We start from the raw sequence: 23577 nt of genomic DNA on the forward strand, positions 1-23577 counted from the left end.
TCCCCTTTACAACTCAGTTATCGTCGTTCCACACTTTGCGGGAACTTTTGATTTTTCAATTTTTCTTCCTCTTCTTGGTCCATCTCGTCCTCAATGTCCATACCTAACAATTCCTCGATTAAATCTTCATGTGACACAATCCCATCGGTGCCACCATACTCATCAAGCACGATGGCTAAATGTTTACGTGTCACTGTCATTTTACGTAAGACCCATTCCGCACGATTATGCTCATTAACGAATAGTGGACTTGAAGCATAATTCGTAATCCTATCATTTTTATGCTTACTCCACGCGAGTAAGTATTTTGAATGAAAGACGCCAATAATATCATCAATATCTTCATCATATACTGGATAACGTGTATATGGTTCATTCATCACAGTTTCATATGCTTCATCATAAGTCACTTCTTTTGAAAATGCCACTACATTCACACGTGGCGTTGTATCTACATCGGTTACTTTTAATTTCTCAAAGTCCATTACATTTTGTAAACGTGCATTCTCCACTTCATTAAAGGCGCCTTCTCGCCCAGCAATATTTAATAACGTACGTATTTCTTCCTTATTAAAACGTTTTTCAACTGGCTTTCCTCGAGAAAGCATATGATTAATTCCGTCAGTCATTTTATTTAATAATACTGTTATCGGCTTTAAAACAATGACACAAATATTGATCACAGGATAAACCAAACGTGAAATTTTGTCAGGGAATGTCGCAGCTACTGATTTTGGAATCACTTCTGAAATTAAAATAATCACTATCGTAATAATGGTAGCTGCAATTCCTATATTAATACCCATTCGAATAGCTAAAATCGTCACTAATATAGGTAAAATAATGTTTGCTACATTATTACCAATAAGGATTGTAGTTATAAACTCACTCGGCTTGTCTAATAATCGAGTTAACCCTTTGGCCTTTCGATCACCATTCTTAGCTTCTGTTTGAAATTTAGTACGATTTGCCGCAGTTAAAGCCGTCTCACTTCCCGAAAAGAAAAACGAGACAAAAATCAAAATAACAATCGCAACAATCATGATGCATTCTCCTTATAGAAATAATCAATTTAAGCATTAATAAACTATTTCCCGAGAAATACGTATTTGAAACGGGACCAATTCCAATGTGGTACGTATTAAAAAAGATGAGAATACTAAGTTATAAACTTAATACTCTCATCCTCTATGTTTTATGAAGGTAGTTGGAAAATTGAATTTTTTGTAGTAACTATTTTTAAATTTTCTGGTTGAAAAGGAAGTTTATTGATATTATCCCCTTTTCTCACGTTCTGCTTCCTTTTCTCCATTTTTTACTAAATATAAATACCATGAATAACTATAATAACTTCTTATTAAAAGCGCGTATACACATAATAAAGCTATCAGTCCACAAAATATAAAATTGTTTTCACCATCCGTGACTGGAACAATAAAACCCAAATAAAGTAAAGAAATTAAAGATATAAGGGTAAGAATAATCCCGATAATTTGTATCAAATTGTTAATTGATAAGTTGATAATTTTAAAATTGCTTATACAAAAGAGGTGAAATCCTATCCAAGAAACAAAAAGAATAATTAATAAATATAACCAATAATTAAATACATTAAATTCATTAACAGTTGCCCCTATAAAATAAATAGAACTCATCGCGATTATCAAACTATATCCGCATAATATATTCACAGCCATATAAGTTAGGACTTGTTTCTTATTAAGGTCAATCCTTTTATTCCTTTCTTGACATATGGATATGATATTTATTAATAACCACAGTGCTATAAAAACAATTATATATATGGGTAATCTTTGATATGTATTGTTTAAAGGTAATAGTATCCCATAAAATAAAATTGTCAGACCATTTATAGCAATGCCAAATGGGGTTAAATATGCTTTTTTTATATTAAAAACCACTTCTTTTTTCAACTTACAAACTCCCCTACTAAGAAATTTGAATCCTATGATAGAAATATTATCTATTTAAAAACCAAATTTAGTTATTCTTTACATAAATTTTAAAATCAGCATATTTTTTTGTATATGAATGTTCCTATAAAAATTAAAAAATAAATCATTAGCGAAACAAAAACCACAATTTATTATCCAAATAATTCGGAAGCATAAAATATTCAACTATTTTAGTTATATAAATAAATTGAGCGATTATTTTCTAAATTATAATTACTATGCAAAGTCAATATATAAAAGATATTATGGGGACATTAACATTGCATGATACATATTTAAAAATTTTTAAAATCTATTTGTGGTTTTTTCAGATAAAAAATTCACAAAGAAAAGAATGGTACGCTTGTTGCCCAGAATATATATTCTCTAAATAAATTGATATGTAGTTTTTCGTAAAAACGGTATGTAAAACCAGTATCATTCAAATAATTGTTAATTTATTTGGAGACCTTCTTCTTTAATATCAAAAATAAGTACAGATAAATAAAATAAGACTCTACCTACCATTAAATGGGCACACAATAACGCAATGACTCCCATCCAAATTGTTCTATTTTCTTCAGATTCGACAGGGACTATAAATGAAACATGCAACATTACAATTATAGAAAGCAATATTATTAACAAACCCATAAAACTAATAAAGTTATTTTTCTTATTTCCAAACATTTCAAAGTTTGAAAAACAAAATAGAAATAAACCAAGAAAAGATATACAGATTAGGCCTAATAAAATAAACCAATAGTCTTTTGCGTCATCTCTACTTCCAGAAAAATAGAAAACATACCCAGAACTTGCTAAAAAAGGAATGTTATATCCATTTAAAATATTTAATAATAAGTATATTGATAACCTACTCTTATAATTTTTATTATTGAAGTTTTTAAATATTAACTTTTTCTCTTGTAAATATAATAATAACCACAGTATTAACGTAGTTATTAAATATATTTGCATGTATAAAGAAACCCCACCTTTAACTCTTGGACCTATGTATATAAATAAGTAGAATCCTAATAAAATAAAATTAGTTAGTGCGAATGCGATCATATACGATCTTTGTATTTTAATAATACAATATTCTTGTATATTAATATCATTTACCCTAAATATCCCCTATCAATTAAATAAGTTCTCAAATGAGAAACTACGTTATTCCAATTTATAATTATTTACAAGTTTAGAATGAAATATATACTTAGTTTTACATTTTAATTCTTTGGTGTTGTATTCTAAAAACTAACCATGTTCCTAATGTAAATAAAACTATGCTTAATACAAATGAAATAATTCCCAATTTATTAAACAAGTCTCCATAAAGTCTTATACCAATAACTTTGAATGTTTCTTTCATAATAAGATAAAACACAGCATTCATTAAGACGAATACAAGATATGTTCCTATTATTGCTAAATAAGTTGTAGGCTTCGCAATACTTTCTAATACTTTAGTATTTTGATTAGGAGTATATATAACAAGCAATATCAAGTTAAGTGCAATCATTCCTAAAGCACCCACTCCCACAATAATCCCATAAGAACTAAACAAACCAAACATACATGATATAGCTAAACTAATCCACCATGTATGTTTCATTGTTGTGCTCCTTACGTTTATCTTTATAAGTAGAAATTAATAGAACACCACACGTAATCCAAGATATAAAAGTGATTAAATTAGCACTGATAACTGCCCCTATAAAGTAAAACACACTGCTTACTTTTAAATTACTTTTCATTTTTCTTAATCCAAATATACCTAGTAATAATGAAAGCAACGCAAAGAATAGTAAAACTCCAAATACTAAACTAAAAGTAGATTGTGCAGTTTCTGTGTCGTGTACTGTTGTTTCACCATTCACAGATGTTGTTAATTCAGGATGTAAAATTCCGGTAATAGATAATACAAAAAATAATAAGAACAATAAAGTTAAGAAACTTTGTAAAATTAATCCAATTAATGAGGTGATTTTAATAGCTTTATTCAAAAAAATACTCCTTTACATATTTACTTATATTTTTCTTCCTTATAATCAGCCTTATGTTCTCGAATGTATTTTTTAGGGTTGAAATCTCTTTTCTCCCTTAAATTCATATGTAGCATAGAATAATTGGCTTTTATTTTTGTATAGAGGATAACTAAGTACAATTAATTTACCATTTTGAAATGCATATCGATTAACTTTTTCCTTATTAAAATTTTTATTTACTTTATCACTTTTTCTACCATTACTTTATGAGTTTCTTCTTGAATTTTTAGTACTTTGCTTATTTAATTTTGATATTTGTTTTCATTATTTTCATGGTTATTATTACAACCATTTAGTGTTGACATCATAATAATTAACACTCCTACGAACAATTTTTTCATCTATTCTCCATACTAACGATTTTTAGTAAAGAAATCTTTTAATTCTATAGGTTTGCGATTTTCTTTGATAAAAAATTCCCAAAAGTGGTATGCTGGTTGTCCAGAATATTTATTATCTCTAAATGATCTGATATGTAAGCATCGGAAATAAAAAACAATAGCACACAGACCAGGTATCATATATAAAACTGATAAAACTTTTGTAACTTTCACTCTATTTTTTAATTCAACGTTTGTTACATCAAATCTATAGTTTTTTAAAAACATAAAATAACAAATTATTTCAATGATTATCGTTATCGCATATACTGATACAATAATTATATATATATATAAACCAACTTTATCACCAAAATTTTGTTTATCTGTAGCATGTATACCCAATATTCTAATTATTGTCGGTATAAAAATGCCCACTGCAAATATTACAAAAGGAATCATTTCAAATGATAAAAATATTTTGTTTATTTTCTTTATCTTTTCCATAAAACACCTTACCCGCATATTAAGAAATATTATTTTCGATAAAATTAATAAAACAAAAAAGATTTATCTCCTAAATAATATAGGAAATAAATCTCTAATATAAATACTAAGCCATTTTAAAGCTTCAGTTTTCAGTATAATATTGATAAATTTCTTATATTGAATATACTACTATGGTTATAGTGTATCTATTTACATAAAGAATTTACTTATATTGAAAACTAAAGTAACAACTGCAACGATAATTGATATTTGTAATAATTGTGCACCTTTTTTCTCATCATACTTTTTATATTTAATACTACAAAGTATACTTCCTATTGCAAATAATACAAAAATAAACGTTAGTACTATAAAAATCCACGCCCATACCTTTAGAGCTTTTCCATCTTTTTCCATGCGTACAATTCTCCTTAAGTAAATAGATTAATAAAATATAAATTCTATGATTCAATTATATGAAAATTTCATTCATTTTCATATAGATTAATCGAAAATATTACCAATGATATAACTATTTTTATTAAAGTTATTAATCATTATATTTTCTGCTAACTACTTTATTTATTTCTTTTCAACTTTTTGATTTTCTTCCTCATAATCTGCATCATGTTTTTTCATATATTTCATTGGATCCGCTTCTTCATCAAATTTTGCTTTGCCATCCTTAATATTATAATAGAAGTAATGTAATTTATTTTCCTTTTTAAATAATTGAATGCCAATGATGATAACTTTTCCATCTTTATAAACATGAGTATTACTTTTATCTCGATCAATTTTAGTATTTACTTTATCACTAAACAGTGAAATCTCTTTGTTGAGCTTTTCTTGTTCTTTATAAACTTTATCAATATCTTTTTTATATTTTTCTCCATTATTACACCCTGCCAAAACTATCGTTAACATCAATAAAATAACTAAAACTTTTTTCATAATACTTATCTCCCTAATTTTTTGATTTTCATACTTTATAAACACTTCTTTTCCCAATTCATTTTATTTAATTTTTAAATATTTATTTTAAATTATGGCAAAAATACTAACAATAAAATAAATAAGAATATAACAAATATAGGCTTTAGTGTGATAAATGCAAATTTCTTTCTTTTTATCCATAAAATAATATCAATTATGAAATAAACTATTATTACGAAAAATAATAGTATAACTATTGTTTGAATTCCCTCTATAACTCCATCTATCATATCTGGAGTTACATAAATTTTGGTAGTAATAAACAAAACTATTAAAGTACATAATGATATGTAAAATTTATATTTTGAAAGTAGTAAATTAATTGACAAACTTTCAACTTGTTCATATTCATTTTGAGTAATTTTATTATTAGAACCTTCTGTTAAAACTTTAAATTTTACTTTGAGTGGTCTTTTCCATAATGAATTAATAAATATCCAACCATAAAATACAATTCCTGCTTCTAAAACTAATAAATAATTTTCTTTACCATTTTGATCACTAGGACTAAATATAAATGGGATTATAAATAAAATCATACTAAATATGTAAAGGAGCGTTGGTAATATTTTCATTCTTTCTGAGAGCATAACGGTTGTCAGGTAAAGTACATAATAAAAACCAAATACTACTATTAATAATAAGAAGAACATCATTTCAATCCTTTCTATCTAAAACTTTGACTTTCAAATCAATCCAATGATAGTCATCAAATTCATTTATAATATGATAGTATGGTGAAATTCTTCTTAATTTATTTTCTTTTGAAAATGCTTCAATTTCATTAAGTGCTTTAACTTCTTCACTTTCGTAATCTTGTCCAGGCATTCTAGCTTGTAACATATGGTCAATACATAAATAAGATCTAAATTGTAAGATTTCATTACTATAAAATGGTTGATTTACAGACATTTGGATTAATATATTCACACGATGACTCTTCATTATCTGTGTATAAGATATGATTAGAGGTCCATTCTTCTGAAGGTTTTGGTTGCTTAATTTCTCATAGAAATCTAAAACACATTCTTTTGTTTGATCTAATTGAATATCTAGATATTCTTTATAAGCAACATTACGGTACATCATAGAGGAATAGCCCATTTTATTCATCGATATCAACTCCATCTACATCAACTTCTGCATGGATTTCATAAATTTGACCATCAAAATAATCAACTACCACATGATAGTATGGTTTATCCATTAAAACTACATTATTTTCTTGGGCATATCTTTGAATTTCTAGATAAACTTGTTCAAAATCATCATCATCAAAGCACTTATGAGAAATTGTTGGCAAAACTTCTAGAGATGATAAAAATTCAATATTTAATTCTGGAATATCTTCAATTTCATCATTTAAAGCAATGTAAGTGGTAAAACTCGCTTCATCAAGACCAATTATTTCTTTTGTAAAAATAATTGGACCTGTAGTGTAAATGTCCTTAGATACAAAGAAAGATTTAATTCTTAACATTTCCTCTTCCCAATAATTTGGGTCCATAGAAAATTCCATTTTAGCTATATTCGGCATCACTAACATATCTAACTGCATTACTTAATCCTCCAAGACTTTAGCTTTAAAATCTGCATATTTTTTCATATATAGATACGCACCTACATTTGATGCAAAAATAATAATAATAGAAACCATTATAGTGAATTTATTATCTAAATAATAAGGTAGTGTGAAATACTCAATAATCTTCTCAACAAATATTAATTGTGCTAAAAGTTTAAAGATTATACCTAGTTTTGATTTCAACTTTCCATTTATTACTTTTTCAACTCTGGGTAGTTCTATCAAAATAAACAAATTACTGATTAAGTCTAAAATACAAAAAAGTAAAACTATTGTTGTAGTTACTAACCAAAAATTTTCTAAATTATATTTACTTTGTAAAGCTAGTACATAAAAGATATTGTGAAACATAAATATTACATTATAAGTACTTAAAATATTAATTATTGTTAAAAATTTTGCATATTTTTTTAGCTTTAATTTATTATCAATATTTTCGTATTTGAAAAAATCTTTAAATTGAATAACACTTATAATTATAATAATTATTTCAATTATTAGAAAAATCCTCAATCCTATATACATATCTTTAATATCTGCACCAAAAAGAAATACTAATGATGCATAGCCCAATATTAAAAATAAAAATATACTAAGTATTTGAGCTCCTGGTTTTCTTATATCGTCTAATAATTCTGAAGTGGACATAATGTTCCTCCTTAAAATACGCTTGATAATGACTTTCCAAAACCTTTGAAAGCTTCAGATGTGTCGTGCCAAGCTTTAGAATTTCTAAATCTACTAACCGCTTCATTTGCTTTATCCTTTGCAATGTCCGTTGCTGATTTCCCATTAAATACTTTCCAATCAGAAGCTGCTGACACGCCAGCCCCTGCAATTGTTCCTGCAACTGCTCCAAGTGGACCACCTACAGCGGCCCCCACAGCAGCACCTGTAGCAACTGATGCACCCATTGCACCTAAGTCAACAGCAGAATCTACAACTTTTCTCTGTTTGGATTTATTACTCATTACGTTTGATCCTATTGCAGTAACTACTCCAATTGGGCCAAGAGCTCTACTTCCATATTTTAAAAATGTTAATCCTTTCCCAAGTTTATTCATACTCTTATATTCATTTAACTGTTCTAGCGTAAATTTCTTGATTAGCTTAGGATTTTTTATTGTTTCTCTTATTTTGGGATTAATTATATTATCTAGTCCTGCCTTAGCACCGCTTCTCAATGGACTTTTATTGGTATACTTTTCTACTGCTTTTTGAATGCTTTTAAATTCTGCATCATCAAAATTTCGAGTCATTTTTATAGCATTTGCGATTTTGTCACTCATTTTCATTCCATTTTTATTCAATAAAAATTTTGAAGCTTTGAGCAACCTTTTTCCTTGAATATTTTCTATATTTGTGTTTAATGTAGCATTTATTAATTTTACTTTTTTACTACCAAGTTGACCAATTTTACCAGACGATAAAATTCTATTACCAACTCCAAAATTTCCATCACCAGCAATATATGCTGCCATGATATGATTTTTAATTTCTAAAATAGATTTTGTTACTTTTGCAACTTTTTTACCTCCATACACTGCATTACGATACTTATCTAATTCTTTTTTCATTTTAGTAAACTGATTATCTTTTGAATTCATTGTATATAAATTTGCTATACGTCCAGCATTATTTGGAATTGTAGAGCGATTAGTTGGCATATCTTTAACTTTAGATGTCATAGCGGCAACTGGTGCTATCATATCTAACAATTCAGCGTCATCCATGTCATGTTTAGCTTGAAAATCTTTAAAGTCATCAATAGTATTTTCTATAAATTTTGTTAAATCGTTTCCTTTTTCTTTAACTGAATTACTAGATATTACTTTTGCTTCGGTAATGTCTTGTACACTTTTAATAGTACTATTCATTTTATTTTTAGATTGTTCTATATTACTTATAGAGTTTTTCAAATCGTCTCTATAATCATACATACCATCTTCATCAAGAATAGCGCTATGGTTATTATCTACATCTGAATGAAAAGCATTTATCGCGCTTTTAAATTTAGATTCAAATTCATTTTTTATTTTACCTATTCTGTGAATAGTTTCGATATGAAAACTATCATTATAAGCACTAATACTTGATGCTGTTTCACCTTTGAAATTATCATCACTTTTAAGATTATTTAAGTTGTTTTCCAAGGTTTTAGTGTCATTTGAAAGATTATTTAGTGAACTATTAACAGCTTTTTGAAGTGAGTGTACCTCAGCCATCTTCACTTTATTTCCCAATTTAAGTACCCCCTTTTAGTTTTTACCAAGTTCCCTATCAATAGCAGCTATACTAGCATTTAAACCTGAAATATCACTTTCGACTCCTTCAATTTTATGTTCTATTTTGTCTAAATCTTTATTCATTTGCTCTAAAATATCATCATATTTTTCACTATAGTCTTTAATTGCATCATCTAAATCATCTTTTTTATTATCCGACTTATCTCTAGTTTCTCCTGACCATTCATTACTGGTGATCTTAATGCGATGGTATTTACTCTTTTCGGAATCAAAATCTTCCTGTATTGACTCTGCAGTCTTTATTGCTTTTTTCAATCTACTTTTATCGGATTTTAAATCACTTAGTTCATTTTCTTTATCACTACGTTGAGAAACATATTGTGCCCTTTTACGACGAAGTTCAGCTTTATTTGACAATTGATTTCAACTCCTTAATTCAAACCAGAAGTATTTTGGTTAATTTGATTAGCAAGGTTTTGATCATTATCACTAAAATCTTCTACTGCATTATTCATCGCAGTAGCATCCTGTGTAACTATCGAACTATAATTAGACATAGCACTAGATACTAATTCAATTGCAGACGCAAAACCCACAAATGGACTAATATTAGTTGAGTCTAGACTATCATTGGTTACATTAAATTTAATATTTGACCCCGCTGAAGATATATTGTTGATTTTAGATGATGTTGAACCTGTTTCTACTTTAACTTCTCCCATAATCGGCTCCCCCTCAATTAATTAATTTAATTTTTTCATACTCATTGTGATTGAAATAATGCATTTCGTTTGGTTTTAACATCGGCTCTCTACTAGTTGTTTTTGACGGTAAAAAGTCTTGATCATATAAACGAGAAACGATAACTGCTTGATTAATAATTTGACGTGTAAGTTTTGTTTCTTTGTCATATGTTCCGATAATGTCGTTATACATACTACTAATAATGACATTTACATTAACTTTCGGACCATCTGATAGCATCGTTCTTATGTTTTTGTCAGTTAATCCTGTCATAGTTATAAATGCTTTTAAGTTATTAATAAACACAATTTTTGCATCATCTGTTGAACGTTCTCCATTGAGTCTTTTCTTAATTTCAACATCGAAACCTTGTTTAATAAACGTTAAATCTTCTGGTTTAGAATAATATGAACTGAAATATTCCCTTTTATTTGCCAAATTGGCGTCTGCATCGATTAATATTGTCGTAGTTGTAGATTTTAATTTTACTAACTCTTCAAATACTCGATCATTTAAATTTTCTAAATCTTTAGGAACTCTTGCAGTCATTATGCTTGGAGAAGATAAATCTAAACTCACTAACTCTACGTCTTCAAAATCTAATCCGAGTGGTAGTTTGTGTTCTTCTAAGATAAGTTGTTCGAGATTGTATCTTCGTTCTACGTCTTCTCTGATTACTTTCTCTGGCATCATTGGAATGTGTGCTGGGTAATCGCCAACGAAGTTTTCGTTCATTTTGGCGATTTCGTCTTTAATGTGACTGTTATACGTTTCGCCTTCGCCTACTCTAAATGGTTGTGCAATTTGGAACTGAGTAAAGTTATCATCATTAATCGCAGCTCGTCCTTTGATGTCTTTAACTCCTTTTTTATAAGAGCCAATAATATTTGTAAGTTCGTTATTTTCGAATAAATATAGTGCAATTCGTGTTTTAATATTTGTGAAAATGGCTGACTTAATCGCATTAGATCTTGAACCAGTTAAAATGATATACACGCCAAGTGCTAAACCTTCACGTGTCACTTTCATCATCATTTCTTCATATTCTTCAACGAATGGTGATTCTTTAACCGTGTCATAGTTATCAATGATGATAAATACATTTGGCACCGCATCGTTCGTTTCACGATTGTATTGTTCAATGTTAACTACACGTTGTTGACTTAATAGCTTTTTACGATCAGAGATTAATTGATTAATGCGCTTAATTGACTTGGCGATTTTATCTTCTTGGTCAACTGTAAAGTAATCAGCCACATGAGGAACATCGGATACTGGCATTAAACCATTTGTACCAAAGTCGAATAGATACATATGTGCTTGATCTGGTCGATAATGTCTTGCAATATCGAAAATAGTATTGTGTAAGAAATTGGTACGCCCATAACCAGGACTTCCAATAAGCGCAATATGCCCTGCTTTTTTAAGTTCTAATTCCAGCGGGCCTTGATATTGTTCTTCAGGCACATCTTTTAAGCCTACCGTTAATACAACTTCACTAGGTTGATCTGACCATAATTTTGTGAAATCTGTTTCAATTAAATCTTCTTGATACACCGCTTCTGGTAATGGTGGTAACCAAGGACGCTTTAAGTCATCAATTGCTAGTTGTTGTGTAACATCTTGAATGTGATGAATCACCGCTTCAAGTTCTGTTTGACTTTCTTGTGGTTCTTCATTTTCCAAACCACTAAGGTCTCTATTAATTGCTTCAAACTGACCATAATCATTGATCATATAAATCGTCTTATCTTCAACTTCATAATTATCCCCTGCAACATCATACGTCGCACCACTCCAAGCAGATTGGAACAATTCGTAAATTTCATTATTACCCACTTGTAAATACGCACGACCTGGTAACGTGATGTCAGCAGCGTCAGGTGTTTTTAAGATTTCATTACTGTCTTGACGGTCTTGCACTTTCAACGCCAATTTAAATTTAGAGTTCGACCAAATTTGGTCATCAACGACACCTGATGGTTTTTGCGTAGCTAAAATTAAATGAATTCCTAATGAACGACCGATACGCGCAGTTGATACAAGCTCTTTCATAAAGTCAGGTTGTTCAGATTTTAATTCGGCGAATTCATCCGAAATAATATATAAATGTGGCATAGGTTCTGTTGCAATACCATCTTTAAATAGTTTGTGATATTGGTTAATATGGTTCACATCATGTTTGCCAAATAAACGTTGACGCTGGCGTAATTCAGCTTTAATAGACGTTAACGCTCTCATCGCTTCATCACCGTCTAAGTTGGTAATTGTCCCAACGAGGTGTTTCAAGTCTTTAAATAAGTTCGCCATACCTCCACCTTTATAGTCGATTAATAAGAATGCCACTTCATGTGGATGGAAGTTAACCGCTAATGAAAGAATGTAAGATTGGATAATTTCAGATTTACCAGAACCAGTCGTACCAGCAATCAAACCGTGTGGTCCATGTGCTTTTTCATGTAAGTTAAGATTGAGAATGTCATCTTTACCTCTTACACCTAATGGTACTGCCATTGTTTTAAATGTTTCATTAACTTGCCAACGATGCTTAATATCTAATTCACTTACTTCATTCACGTTATACATTTGTAAGAATGTCACGCTATCTGGAATCGCATTTTTCATATGTTCAATATGATTTAAATTAGCGATGCGACGTGCAATATACTCTTTATCGCCCCCATCAATATTTTCAGGCGTGAATTTTAATTGCACGAGCTCTTCATTTTTCATAACAAGTTCGCCTTCAGTGCGAGATTTCACATCAATAATCGTTTCAACATGTTCTGGTAAGCTTTCAATGACATCTTCAACGAAAATAAGCGAAATTCCATAATCTGTTAAGTCTTGGTTCACATATTCTAAAATAACGTGGTCAATAATTAGAGACATATCAGTAATAATAAATACAAGATGCGGCGTGAATATAACTTTTTCATTACTTTGTGTCTTTTCTCGAACTGTTTGGATACGCTCTTTAATCATGCTGTAAATTGACGTTAGAATTTGGTCTCTTGTACGTTGATTGTAAACAAACCCTCTAATATTTTGAGCGCCTAACGTCATATGTGGTAACCATCTTGACCAACTGAATGTGTCCTTCTCATCTTCCCTAATTACCAATAAAAATTCTAATTCATGGTAACTATGGAACGTTGATAATTGAAGAATCATTTTTTCAATTTCTTCTATAATAAGATGACGTGTACCAACATAAGCGATTGGCCCATGTGTTAAATCATTGATTAAAGGTGCTTGTTCAACTTCACCATAGAATTCATACAATCTTTTCGCATCGTCAAAGAGTTCGTCACGACGTTGATTGAATTCCTCTTCATGGTAGTCGATTTTAAATGATTTCTTAATATTTGCGACGCCGAGTTTATAGTGAAGATAATCATGGTGGTGAGATGTTTTTTCATATATTCTAGGTGCCTTCGTTTCAACAATATCTTTAATTTCTGGTAATGTTGGATAATGAAAATTTAAACTAAAGCGTTGATCTTTGATGGCTTTGTTAATTTCTGTTGCTTTCTCTTCTAAATACTTCTTATAATCTTTCTCTCGTTTTTCGACATCTTCTTTATATTTCTTTTTCTCAGTGAAATACGTTGTGATACCGAAAATGATTGTAACGGTACTCATACCAAGCATAAGTAAAATATAGACACCTATAGGTCTTACTAAGAAGATAATTACCGTCAATGCAATCATTACTAAAGGTGGAATAATCGCTCGCCAAATCATGGTGTTATTCTTTTGAACAGGTTGAGGTGGTCTTTCAATTTTAATTGTTTCCGTAGGTTCACGATGAATGATTCTAGGCGAACGGTGATAATCGTTATAATCTGTATCCACAGCTTCCGGTTCATCATTATTGAGTACGATCAATTCAGAATGAATGTCTCCATGCGACAGTATTGAGAGGCCTTCTTCTTGAACTTCAAACCAAATACCGTCTATAAATACATGGTCCCCTATATACGCTTTACTTACTTCTTGCGATTGCTTTTCATAATTAATATATAGCGTATTATTTGTATTATGCACAATTCTGATAAAATGATTGTGATAAATTTGTTGGATATCCTTAACCATCACAATATCATTCAAGCTTTCAACTTGAATGTCATCAAACGCATTTTCACCAATTGTCATGACTTCTTTAGATGAAGGATACGCATATGAAGTAAGATTATTTTTAAAATAAATATTGAATATTACTTCGCCATTGTTCGTTTGATATTTAAGTTCTTTAAATATTGACGTGTGATTTGCTTGCCATACACCTTGTTCATTTTGTTCAAGGTGTATGGGTTCTTCTAATAAATTAAAGGTAATATCTGCTTCTTTATCATTACTAATGGTATACGTTTTACCATTTCTTAAATTAAGCATGCTTATTTGGTCATTATATTGAATAATCAATTTATGCATAGTTAGTCCCCAGTCCTATACTATTTTTTGCGTTCTGCTTCTTGACGTTTTTCTTTATCTTTTTGAGCTTGTTTCTTTTGTTTTTTCTCGTTTTCTTCTTGTTGTTTTACTTTTTCATCTTTTTTCTTAGCTTCTTCTTCTTTCTTTTTAGCTTTTTCGTCTTTAACTTCTTTTTCTTTGTCTAAAATATCTTGAAGTTTATCATTATATTTCTTAGTTTGTTCTGAACGTTTGTCATTTGAAAGATTTGAATTATTTTTAATATCACTTAATTTATTAATTAAAGCGAGTTTCATAATATCGTTATCATCTAAATATGTTGCGATATTCAATGCTTCATCTAAATGGCCTTGTCCAAGTTCAACCCAATAAAGTAAATAATCTTTATTAGAATTTGGAGTAATATTATTTAATAAGTTTTCTTTTTTATCTTTTTCTAATCCCTGCTTATTCGTTTGAACATAACTTTTCGCATAAATATATAGCGCTTCTTTATCTAAATTCTTACCATTTAAATCTTTATAGTCATTCAAAACTTGAGTGTAGTCTGATTTAACATAGTCTTTGTAACCTTTTTCAACTTGATCATGGTTCTTCATAACTGAAAAATAGAGATACACTAAAAATGCGATAAGTAACAATCCTAAAATACTTGCCCCAATAGCTAACCATTTAAAGATTTGGAATTTTCTTTTTCTAACATATGTGAAATTTTGAGAATAATCTTTTTGTTGCTTATTAAACTGTTGCTTAAGAAAATCTTTCAATTCATCTAATGATTTGATATTAATAATTTGATTTTCAAAAGGCGTTCCCTTATGTAGTTCCAAATTCCCTTCAACGAGTGAATCAAATGAAACCTTACTATTAAACGAAGTAATTACTAACGCTTTATATCGAGTCAGAAAATCTTCGTCCGACATTGGTAACGGCTCCACAATGTTTTTTAACCCTCTTGTCTTTAGAAGTGGTAAGCCATCCTTAGTAAAATACAGCTCATTTGGTGCTAAAACGAAGGTATATCTTGTATTTTTAATATCTTCTAATTTAGCAATATTCAATAAATATCTTAATTTTTCATTTTTAGAGAACTTAGTTATTTTGTGAAAAGATGTGATATCATCTGAGATCTTATAATAGACTTGATAACTATCACGCAACTCGGTCAATTCAGCATCAATAAAGTAAGTAGCTTTCTGTTCGAGTAAGTACATTAAATGATAATGTTCTTTCTTAATAGAAGACTTCGTTATTTCTCTCATATCTTCTCTATCATGCTTTTTAACATCTTGCTTATTATCTAATGTTTCTAATTCACTAAGTTCTTTGGATTTTTTATTCGCCATGATTGAATTCTCCCTATAATAATTTCAAAATGTCTCCATCTGCAACTTGAAAATCTACTAATCTATCATTTTCAACTAATAATTGATTTTTCGTAATTACTTTAACTTGGTTTTTAAAATTACGAATATCGATACCTAAACTATCAATAATTAAAGGAATCAATGTTTTAAGTGGTAAATATATTGGAACTGATAAATCATAAGTCCCCATATGATAATTTGAAAAATCTATAGTCACTTTTTTATGTTGGTTCATTGTTTACTTCTTCTCCCTCTTCTAATGGAAAATATGACAAATCCTAACGTCAAAAGAACCCCTATACTTAACAAGATGTAAGGAAAGATGTTTCTCTTTTGTTTGTCTTGTATATAGGGGCTCTTATCACTCTCCACAGCATTATTTGAACTTTTATGGGAAAACAATACGTGCTTTGTTTCATCCAAGCGAGTCGTGTGACTCGCTTGGTTTTGAAACAAATTATTTTTAACTTTTTCATCTTTATTCTTTTGTTGTTGTTTTATTGCGTCATTAATAGATTTACTATCTTTATCAAATAACGTTGTGTCGTATTCTTTTATATCTTTATTCACATTCTCTTTATCTTCTTGGTCAATTTCTATATTAAGGTCACCTCTATGATTATCAGCTGTTAACAATGTCATTGCTATCATACTTTCAATTATCATTAGATGAGCCTCTCTTTCTTAAAGTGTTTAATGAACATATTTAACACAAATCCTACAATTGCCAATAATGATAAAACAAGTAATGCGAGACCTACTGGATGTTCAGCATTTAAATAGTTATAAATCATTGAGTCTACGTAAGATAATGGTGATAAACGATTTAACGTGCTACCACTTCCTGATGGATTCAAGTAATTCATCGCGATAAAGTAAACTGCTAATATTACAATCATGATAAACATACCGATAGATTTTAATTGTCTTAATAGATAAGTATTAATTAAGACGAACACAATCATAGTCACTAGAATCATGAAAATGAATTTAACCTTATAACCTGGCATCACTTGATAACGATTCATAGCAATTAAACCAATCGCAAGTCCTTCAACCATTCCAGTAAATGTCACTATTGCTGAAGAAATGACTCTGTTCCATATATGATTATTTTTACTAAAATCATCTTTAATAAAGTTGATCTGACCTTTTGCACGTTCATAACTATAGAACACATATGCTGTCATCATTGAGATAAGATACATCAGTAATACGAGTAATGTTGGTGAGAACGTATCTTTATCTCCATTATTAGCCAATACGTTTTCTAAGTTTTGTTTCTGTATTGGATTACTCATAAAGTCTTTAAGTGCTTTATTTTGTCGATCTCCATCTTTAGAATTTTTCAGTACATTTGCAAAATCTTTAGCAAAGAGTTGGTTATCTTTATCATTGTTTGCCATTTGTTTATTTAAATCATTCGCTCTTGTACCAAGCGCTCTACCACTTGCATGTAAATTATTGACATTGTCATCAAGTTTATTTAATTCTCCACTGATTGAATCAGCTGTAGATTTAGAATTCTGACTATCTGAAAGTAACTTCGTACTACGTTCAGATAATTTATTCACTTGATCGTCTAAATGCGTTGATAAAGTTGTATATTCTTTACCTTTATCTTTTTCGATTTTAGGTGTTTCAGGATCTTCTTCAAGTTGCTTTTCAACATCATTTAAACTATCAATGATTGAATTAAGTTCTTTTTTATTGTTTTCAACGCTTTGTTTATTATCAAATATTTTATCAATCATGTCGTTTGACGAATTGCTTAGAGAATCAATTTCTTTGAGTAATGCAGACTTATCGTCTTTAAAACTTTCCATATCTTTGATAACTTGGTCAACCATCATATTCACAATTGCTTTATTATCAATTTTTGGTTTTTTAGGATCAAGATCACTATCTTTATATAAATCGTATTCTGATTTAAATTGATCTAGAGAACGCAATTGTTGGTCTAAATCTCCACTAACTAATTTGCCTTCCAAGTTATGATTGATACTTAAATCTACGACATTCGCTTTCTTATTTTCATCATCTTTATCAGCTTGACCGAAGACAAGTTGTAGATGCATCGTTTTATCTTTAAGGAAGTCTTCTTGATTTTTATGGTCGCCTTTCAACTTAGCTGTACCTTTAACTTCTACATCATATGATTTCTGAGTTGTATCTAATTTAATGTCTTGATCTTTAACATCATACTTTTTGTCATTAATATAGACAGTACCATCGAAATCGAAGTTAGGATCAGTCGCAATGCTCAATCTGTTGATGTCTTTACTCTTAATTGTTTCTTTTCTTTCGAATTTTACACCTTCATTAGTTAACTTAGATGTATCATCCGCATTAATTTCTCCATGATAATCGTCTTGTTTAATTGGATGATCAGGGTTTGCCTCATTATATTTACTGATAAATTGATTCATGTCATCTAGGATATGTTGATATTCACGTGTTGCTTTCCAACTTAACCCTGCATTTTCTAAATCTTCATTTGTCAGCTTTCTAATATAATAATTATCGAAACCTGTATGATCGTTTTCTATTGTATTTTTAAGATGATTCATCATTGTATCTTGTATGTTTTGATTATCTTGTTTAATTTGGTCTAATGCGTCATTGAGATCTTGATTATTTCTAAGTTGTTCCTCTAAAGACTCAGTTAATTTCTGACGATAATCTTCTATCATGTCTTTTGTAAATGGTGATTCTTGTTCTTTTACATCATCTTTAACTTTTTCTAAATTCTCTTTAAATGTTTGATTATATTCTTCTTTAGAACGGTCTTGTTCTTCCGATTGTTGATCAATTTGTTTATTCATTTGTTTTAATTCTGAGATGTAATCGCCAACGTTAATGTTATCCTTTTGAGTTTTATAATCATCTAACGTTTGTTCTAATGCTGATATATTTTTATCGAAAAATGATCCTTGATCCTGAACAATTGAAGAAGCGTTATAATCATTATCGATGTTAAATATATTTGAGTTAGCACTTAGAAGTGAATGATTATAATTTTGAATCCATGACGTGATGTCTTTATTTGCCACGAGTGAATTTACTAATGTATCCGTAAATAATTCTGGAAAATCATTGAGCGGATTTAATAGATAGTTGGCAAAATTTTGGTCCACATTACGTTCACGCTTCATAATGTCTCCCACATTCTCTTGAGCGTTATGTAAATTATCAATGATACTTGTTAGATAAATATTGATTAAATTCTTATTAAAATCGTTAAGAACATCGCTTACTACTTTTTCAGTTTTCTTAGCAACATCCTCTTTTTGTCCTACAGCTGTTTTATATTGAATAGACATTTTTGATGGTGTTTTTTCATCTAATTGCATTGCTAATTTAGAAAAGTTCTTAGGAATAACAATCATTACCTGATATTTACCATCTTTAAGTCCATTTTCCGCGATATTTCTTGATACCGTTTCAAAATTGTAATTACTATGCTCAGATAACCTCTTAATAAAAGGTTCACCTAATTCAATTTTTTTACCGTTATATTTAGTTGGTTGGTCTTCATTTATAATTGCAATATGTATATTTTTATAATCTTTAGTTTCATTTTTAGTATGATTTTCAGCTTGATTTCCATATTTCGTATGTACAAAAGTAATTAGTCCTACTATGGCTAACACTATAATTAATATTATGATGAGTGAATATATCCAATTTTTCTTTTTCATTTTTATATTTCCCTTTCAAAACATTCTCCCCATGATGAAAAGTAAAGCCACATTGAAATGTGGCTCTACTATACACAAAATTATTATTGTAATCCGAAGTTATTAGACAACTGTTGGTCTTGTTCTTGAACTGCGTCTGCAGTGCTGTTTAATTGTTGTTTAATTTCTTCTAATAATTGAGCAAATTTTTCAACTTTTGGACTAAGTTGTTGGAATTGCTCTTCGAAACGATTAAATGCTTGACCTTCCCAGTTCGAAGCGATTTCTCCTTGTGCACGAGTTAAATCAGATAAAATTTGACGAATTTGTTCAGATCCATTCCCGTAAGATTGTGACTTAGCTCTGATTTCATCCGGACTCATCTTAATAAGTGCCATATTGTAGAACCTCCTGAAAATTTTGAGTTAGATCTTGCATGTAGACATACTAAAAAAGTTTTAGTGTGCCTTACGTAAATAATATAAAAATTATAAGTATATGTACATAGTTTTCTTCAAATTTATCAATAATTATTTATTTTTACTTCGAAAAATGTAGAAATTTAAAATTCCTTATTCATTTAAGTATTTTTTATGTGTATAATAAAAGTAAAATTTCAAATAAAGGATTAGCGATTAATGAGCAAAAAATTATTATTATCAACTATTTCTACACTTACTATATTAAATATACTTAATATAGATAATATAGGTTACGCTAAGAATTACGGGACAATCGAAGAAGCTAAAAAAGAACATCCAAACGCAGATTTTAAGGTCAATCCATCTGATGGTTCTTTTACTTATACATATGGGAAAAGTAATGGGAATGTAAATAATGGCAGAAATAATAATGATGATGGGCAACATAATACCTCTACAAATCATTCTTCTGGACAAAATAATGTAGCACATCGTTATTCAACTTCGCAGAAAAAAGTTAATCAACCTCAAGAATCGAATCAATCTAATTCTAATAACTTATTAAATAGAAGTAATGGGTCAACGCCATTACCAGATGTTCAAAATGGGAATAATGATCAAGGGGAAAAAATAAATAATAGTGATACTCCTCCACAAAATAACCGTTCACCAATTGCGCCTCCCAACCTTAACAACGATGATGATCATAATGCTGATGTTTCTCAAGCTTTCAAAAAAGATAAACATGGCATGATTACTAACTTAGATATGGATGACTTATATGATGAACTTAAAGTCTCAGAATTTAATGAAAAAGCTAAAACTAAAGATGGGAAACCGTTAGCTTTAGGTAATGGTAAAATTATTTCACAACCACTATTTACGAATAAGAATAATTTATACACTGCAGGTCAATGCACTTGGTACGCGTTTGATAAACGTGCTCAAGATGGACATACTATAAGTACGTTCTGGGGAGATGCAAAAAATTGGGCTGGACAAGCGTCTAGCGCAGGATTCAAAGTCGACCATACTCCAGAAAAAGGTGCGATTCTTCAAACAATAAACGGTCCATATGGCCATGTCGCTTATGTCGAGCGTGTCAATTCAGATGGTAGTGTTTATATTTCAGAAATGAACTGGGTAGCCCCTTATATCGTCTCAACTAGAACAATTTCTTCTAGCGAAGCTGGTTCCTATAGTTATATACATTAATAAAATAAGAGGATAAGGTAGAAGTTGATCTCTACTTTATCCTCCTATTGCATATTACTCATATTTTTATTTCAAAAGAACTTCATCAAATTATAATTAGAATATTAAAGTTGATTAACTATAGTCGATAAAATTCGTCACTTACATTTCGAGAATTTTAATTTGTATTTGACGGTTGAAGGTTCACATTATCTGTAAATGAAATTGTTTCATCTGTTCTCTTTATAAATGAAAATTCTAAACTCTTATATCCTACTCTTGCGTGATTGAGACTACTTTGCCCTTCTATTATCAATTTTGGCTTTTTGTTTGTAGGGATATTATAAATTTCTCTAAGTTTTTTACATTATTTTCTTCATTATTTAGATTATATTCTAAGGTATAGCTAGGAACATTAGGATTGTAGCCTAACTTTGAATACTGATTCGTTTTCAAATCTTTAAAATCTCCATTTTTCTGTTACTAATTAATTAACAGATATTTGTTACACAAATAACCTTTTATTAAATCTTTATTCCCACAAAAAACTGCCAACAACTCGTATAAAGAATTGTTGGCAGTTTATTCATAATTATTAAATTTATAGCTCTAGTATATATTAACCAATTGAACCTTCCATCTCGAATTTGATTAAACGGTTCATTTCTACTGCATATTCCATTGGTAATTCTTTTGTGAATGGTTCAATGAAGCCCATAACAATCATTTCAGTAGCTTCTTCTTCAGAAATACCACGGCTCATGAGATAGAATAATTGTTCTTCTGACACTTTAGACACTTTCGCTTCGTGTTCTAATGAAATATTGTCATTAAATACTTCGTTATATGGAATTGTATCTGAAGTAGATTCATTATCTAAGATTAACGTATCACATTCGATATTTGAACGTGCACCTTTAGCTTTACGTCCAAAATGAACAATACCACGATAAATGACTTTACCGCCATTTTTAGAGATAGATTTAGATACAATTGTTGAAGATGTGTTTGGTGCTTTGTGAATCATTTTAGCACCCGCATCTTGAACTTGTCCTTTACCTGCAAAGGCAATAGATAATGTGCTACCTTTTGCACCTTCACCTAATAATACACAGTTAGGGTATTTCATAGTCAACTTAGAACCTAAGTTACCGTCAACCCATTCCATATTACCATTCTCATGGACAAACGTACGTTTCGTAACTAAGTTATAAACGTTGTTGGCCCAGTTTTGAATTGTTGTGTAACGAACATGCGCATCTTTATGAACAATGATTTCAACTACAGCTGAGTGTAATGAACTTGTTGTATAAACTGGTGCAGTACAACCTTCAACATAGTTTACTGATGCACCTTCATCAGCAATGATCAATGTACGTTCGAATTGCCCCATGTTTTCAGAGTTAATACGGAAATACGCTTGTAATGGTGTATCTAATTTAACGTTTTTAGGTACATAGATGAATGAACCACCTGACCATACAGCTGAGTTAAGTGCAGCGAATTTGTTATCAGCTGCAGGTACAACAGATGCAAAGTATTCTCTAAATAGGTCTTCATTTTCACGTAATGCACTGTCTGTATCTTTGAAGATAATACCTTTTTCTTCTAATTCTTTTTCCATATTATGATAAACAACTTCTGATTCATATTGTGCAGAAACACCAGCTAAATATTTTTGTTCAGCTTCAGGAATACCTAATTTATCAAATGTACGTTTGATTTCTTCAGGAACTTCATCCCATGAACGCTCAGTATGTTCTGATGGTTTAACGTAATATGTGATGTCATCAAAGTTTAATTCTGATAAATCTCCGCTCCATTGTGGCATTGGCATTTTATAGAATAATTTCAATGCTTTAAGACGGAAGTCTAACATCCATTGAGGTTCTTCTTTCATTCTAGAAATTTCAGTAACGATATTTTCTGTTAAACCTCGCTCTGATCTGAAAATGGACACATCCTCATCGTGGAAACCATATTTATAATCTCCAACATCAGGTGCTTTTTTAGCCATTTTAATCACTCCTTGAATTTATAATTAATAAACGACGTGCGTGTGAGATTTTTAATTTTATATAGTTTAAAGTG

General features: G+C 29.7%; 23 protein-coding genes and 2 pseudogenes. 1 reads left to right on the forward strand and 24 read right to left on the reverse strand.

Going from position 1 to position 23577, the window contains the following annotated elements; genetic code table 11:
* Positions 1-17: 17 nt before the first annotated feature.
* The 22 genes and pseudogenes from HMPREF2580_RS08965 to HMPREF2580_RS09070 all read right to left on the reverse strand — a co-directional run bounded on the left by HMPREF2580_RS08965 (position 18) and on the right by HMPREF2580_RS09070 (position 20268).
* A complete protein-coding gene (locus tag HMPREF2580_RS08965; RefSeq protein WP_070832171.1) occupies positions 18-1043 on the reverse strand; it encodes a hemolysin family protein in 1026 nt (341 codons plus the stop codon).
* Between the two features lie 231 nt (positions 1044-1274).
* Positions 1275-1934, reverse strand: a complete 660-nt coding sequence (locus HMPREF2580_RS08970; protein WP_070832175.1) for a DUF5079 family protein — start codon at positions 1932-1934, stop codon at positions 1275-1277.
* A 474-nt stretch (positions 1935-2408) separates the two neighbouring features.
* A complete protein-coding gene (locus HMPREF2580_RS08975) occupies positions 2409-3026 on the reverse strand; it encodes a DUF5079 family protein (RefSeq protein WP_070832178.1) in 618 nt (205 codons plus the stop codon).
* A gap of 154 nt (positions 3027-3180) precedes the next feature.
* A complete protein-coding gene (locus HMPREF2580_RS08980; protein ID WP_070832181.1) occupies positions 3181-3573 on the reverse strand; it encodes a DUF5084 family protein in 393 nt (130 codons plus the stop codon).
* The gene (locus tag HMPREF2580_RS08985) at positions 3551-3964 is read right to left on the reverse strand and encodes a DUF4064 domain-containing protein (protein WP_070832184.1); all 414 of its coding nucleotides are present in this window, start codon (positions 3962-3964) and stop codon (positions 3551-3553) included. The genes HMPREF2580_RS08980 and HMPREF2580_RS08985 overlap by 23 nt, the downstream gene beginning before the upstream one ends.
* A 20-nt stretch (positions 3965-3984) precedes the next feature.
* Positions 3985-4347, reverse strand: a pseudogene (locus HMPREF2580_RS08990) (cystatin-like fold lipoprotein).
* 12 nt (positions 4348-4359) lie between these two features.
* Positions 4360-4833, reverse strand: coding sequence for a DUF5083 family protein (locus HMPREF2580_RS08995; RefSeq protein ID WP_070832187.1), 474 nt, complete (start codon positions 4831-4833; stop codon positions 4360-4362).
* Positions 4834-5025: 192 nt separating this feature from the next.
* Positions 5026-5232: a hypothetical protein gene (locus HMPREF2580_RS09000; protein WP_070832190.1), complete on the reverse strand. Its 207-nt coding sequence runs from the start codon at positions 5230-5232 to the stop codon at positions 5026-5028.
* Positions 5233-5397: 165 nt separating this feature from the next.
* A complete protein-coding gene (locus tag HMPREF2580_RS09005) occupies positions 5398-5769 on the reverse strand; it encodes a cystatin-like fold lipoprotein (protein ID WP_070832193.1) in 372 nt (123 codons plus the stop codon).
* Positions 5770-5861: 92 nt separating this feature from the next.
* Complete coding sequence (locus HMPREF2580_RS09010) at positions 5862-6464, reverse strand: DUF5080 family protein (RefSeq protein ID WP_070832196.1); 603 nt, start codon at positions 6462-6464, stop codon at positions 5862-5864.
* A 4-nt stretch (positions 6465-6468) separates the two neighbouring features.
* Positions 6469-6924, reverse strand: a complete 456-nt coding sequence (locus HMPREF2580_RS12080; RefSeq protein ID WP_083321683.1) for a DUF5085 family protein — start codon at positions 6922-6924, stop codon at positions 6469-6471.
* Positions 6917-7369: a DUF5085 family protein gene (locus tag HMPREF2580_RS09020; protein ID WP_070832199.1), complete on the reverse strand. Its 453-nt coding sequence runs from the start codon at positions 7367-7369 to the stop codon at positions 6917-6919. Before HMPREF2580_RS09020 ends, HMPREF2580_RS12080 begins: the two co-directional genes overlap by 8 nt.
* A gap of 3 nt (positions 7370-7372) precedes the next feature.
* The gene (locus tag HMPREF2580_RS09025) at positions 7373-8044 is read right to left on the reverse strand and encodes a DUF5079 family protein (RefSeq protein WP_070832202.1); all 672 of its coding nucleotides are present in this window, start codon (positions 8042-8044) and stop codon (positions 7373-7375) included.
* Positions 8045-8055: 11 nt separating this feature from the next.
* Positions 8056-9639 (reverse strand): T7SS effector LXG polymorphic toxin, encoded by a 1584-nt coding sequence (locus HMPREF2580_RS09030; protein ID WP_070832205.1) that lies wholly within the window; start codon positions 9637-9639, stop codon positions 8056-8058.
* A gap of 15 nt (positions 9640-9654) precedes the next feature.
* Positions 9655-10059, reverse strand: coding sequence for a YwqH-like family protein (locus HMPREF2580_RS09035; RefSeq protein ID WP_070832208.1), 405 nt, complete (start codon positions 10057-10059; stop codon positions 9655-9657).
* A 14-nt stretch (positions 10060-10073) separates the two neighbouring features.
* On the reverse strand, positions 10074-10364 hold the full coding sequence (locus tag HMPREF2580_RS09040; RefSeq protein ID WP_070832211.1) for a TIGR04197 family type VII secretion effector: 291 nt from the start codon (positions 10362-10364) through the stop codon (positions 10074-10076).
* A gap of 13 nt (positions 10365-10377) precedes the next feature.
* Positions 10378-14823 (reverse strand): type VII secretion protein EssC, encoded by a 4446-nt coding sequence (gene essC / locus HMPREF2580_RS09045; RefSeq protein WP_070832214.1) that lies wholly within the window; start codon positions 14821-14823, stop codon positions 10378-10380.
* Between the two features lie 20 nt (positions 14824-14843).
* Positions 14844-16169, reverse strand: a complete 1326-nt coding sequence (gene essB / locus HMPREF2580_RS09050; RefSeq protein WP_070832218.1) for a type VII secretion protein EssB — start codon at positions 16167-16169, stop codon at positions 14844-14846.
* A gap of 13 nt (positions 16170-16182) precedes the next feature.
* Positions 16183-16425, reverse strand: a complete 243-nt coding sequence (locus HMPREF2580_RS09055) for an EsaB/YukD family protein (protein WP_070832221.1) — start codon at positions 16423-16425, stop codon at positions 16183-16185.
* The gene (gene essA, locus HMPREF2580_RS09060; protein ID WP_002441693.1) at positions 16422-16856 is read right to left on the reverse strand and encodes a type VII secretion protein EssA; all 435 of its coding nucleotides are present in this window, start codon (positions 16854-16856) and stop codon (positions 16422-16424) included. The genes HMPREF2580_RS09055 and essA overlap by 4 nt, the downstream gene beginning before the upstream one ends.
* Positions 16856-19891, reverse strand: coding sequence for a type VII secretion protein EsaA (gene esaA, locus HMPREF2580_RS09065; protein ID WP_070832224.1), 3036 nt, complete (start codon positions 19889-19891; stop codon positions 16856-16858). Before esaA ends, essA begins: the two co-directional genes overlap by 1 nt.
* Before the next feature lie 83 nt (positions 19892-19974).
* Positions 19975-20268, reverse strand: a complete 294-nt coding sequence (locus tag HMPREF2580_RS09070) for a WXG100 family type VII secretion target (RefSeq protein WP_002441688.1) — start codon at positions 20266-20268, stop codon at positions 19975-19977.
* Positions 20269-20508: 240 nt separating this feature from the next.
* On the opposite strand from HMPREF2580_RS09070, the gene HMPREF2580_RS09075 reads away from it, so the two are divergent.
* Positions 20509-21507: a CHAP domain-containing protein gene (locus HMPREF2580_RS09075; protein ID WP_070832227.1), complete on the forward strand. Its 999-nt coding sequence runs from the start codon at positions 20509-20511 to the stop codon at positions 21505-21507.
* A gap of 157 nt (positions 21508-21664) precedes the next feature.
* Here HMPREF2580_RS09075 and HMPREF2580_RS12550 read toward each other — a convergent pair.
* Both HMPREF2580_RS12550 and sufB read right to left on the reverse strand, forming a co-directional pair.
* A pseudogene (locus HMPREF2580_RS12550) lies at positions 21665-21948 on the reverse strand (Csa1 family protein); the annotation flags it as partial.
* A gap of 157 nt (positions 21949-22105) precedes the next feature.
* Positions 22106-23503, reverse strand: a complete 1398-nt coding sequence (gene sufB, locus HMPREF2580_RS09080) for a Fe-S cluster assembly protein SufB (protein WP_070832230.1) — start codon at positions 23501-23503, stop codon at positions 22106-22108.
* Positions 23504-23577 lie beyond the last annotated feature (74 nt).

This window comes from Staphylococcus sp. HMSC036D05 (genome assembly GCF_001836225.1).
GTDB lineage: Bacteria > Bacillota > Bacilli > Staphylococcales > Staphylococcaceae > Staphylococcus > Staphylococcus caprae.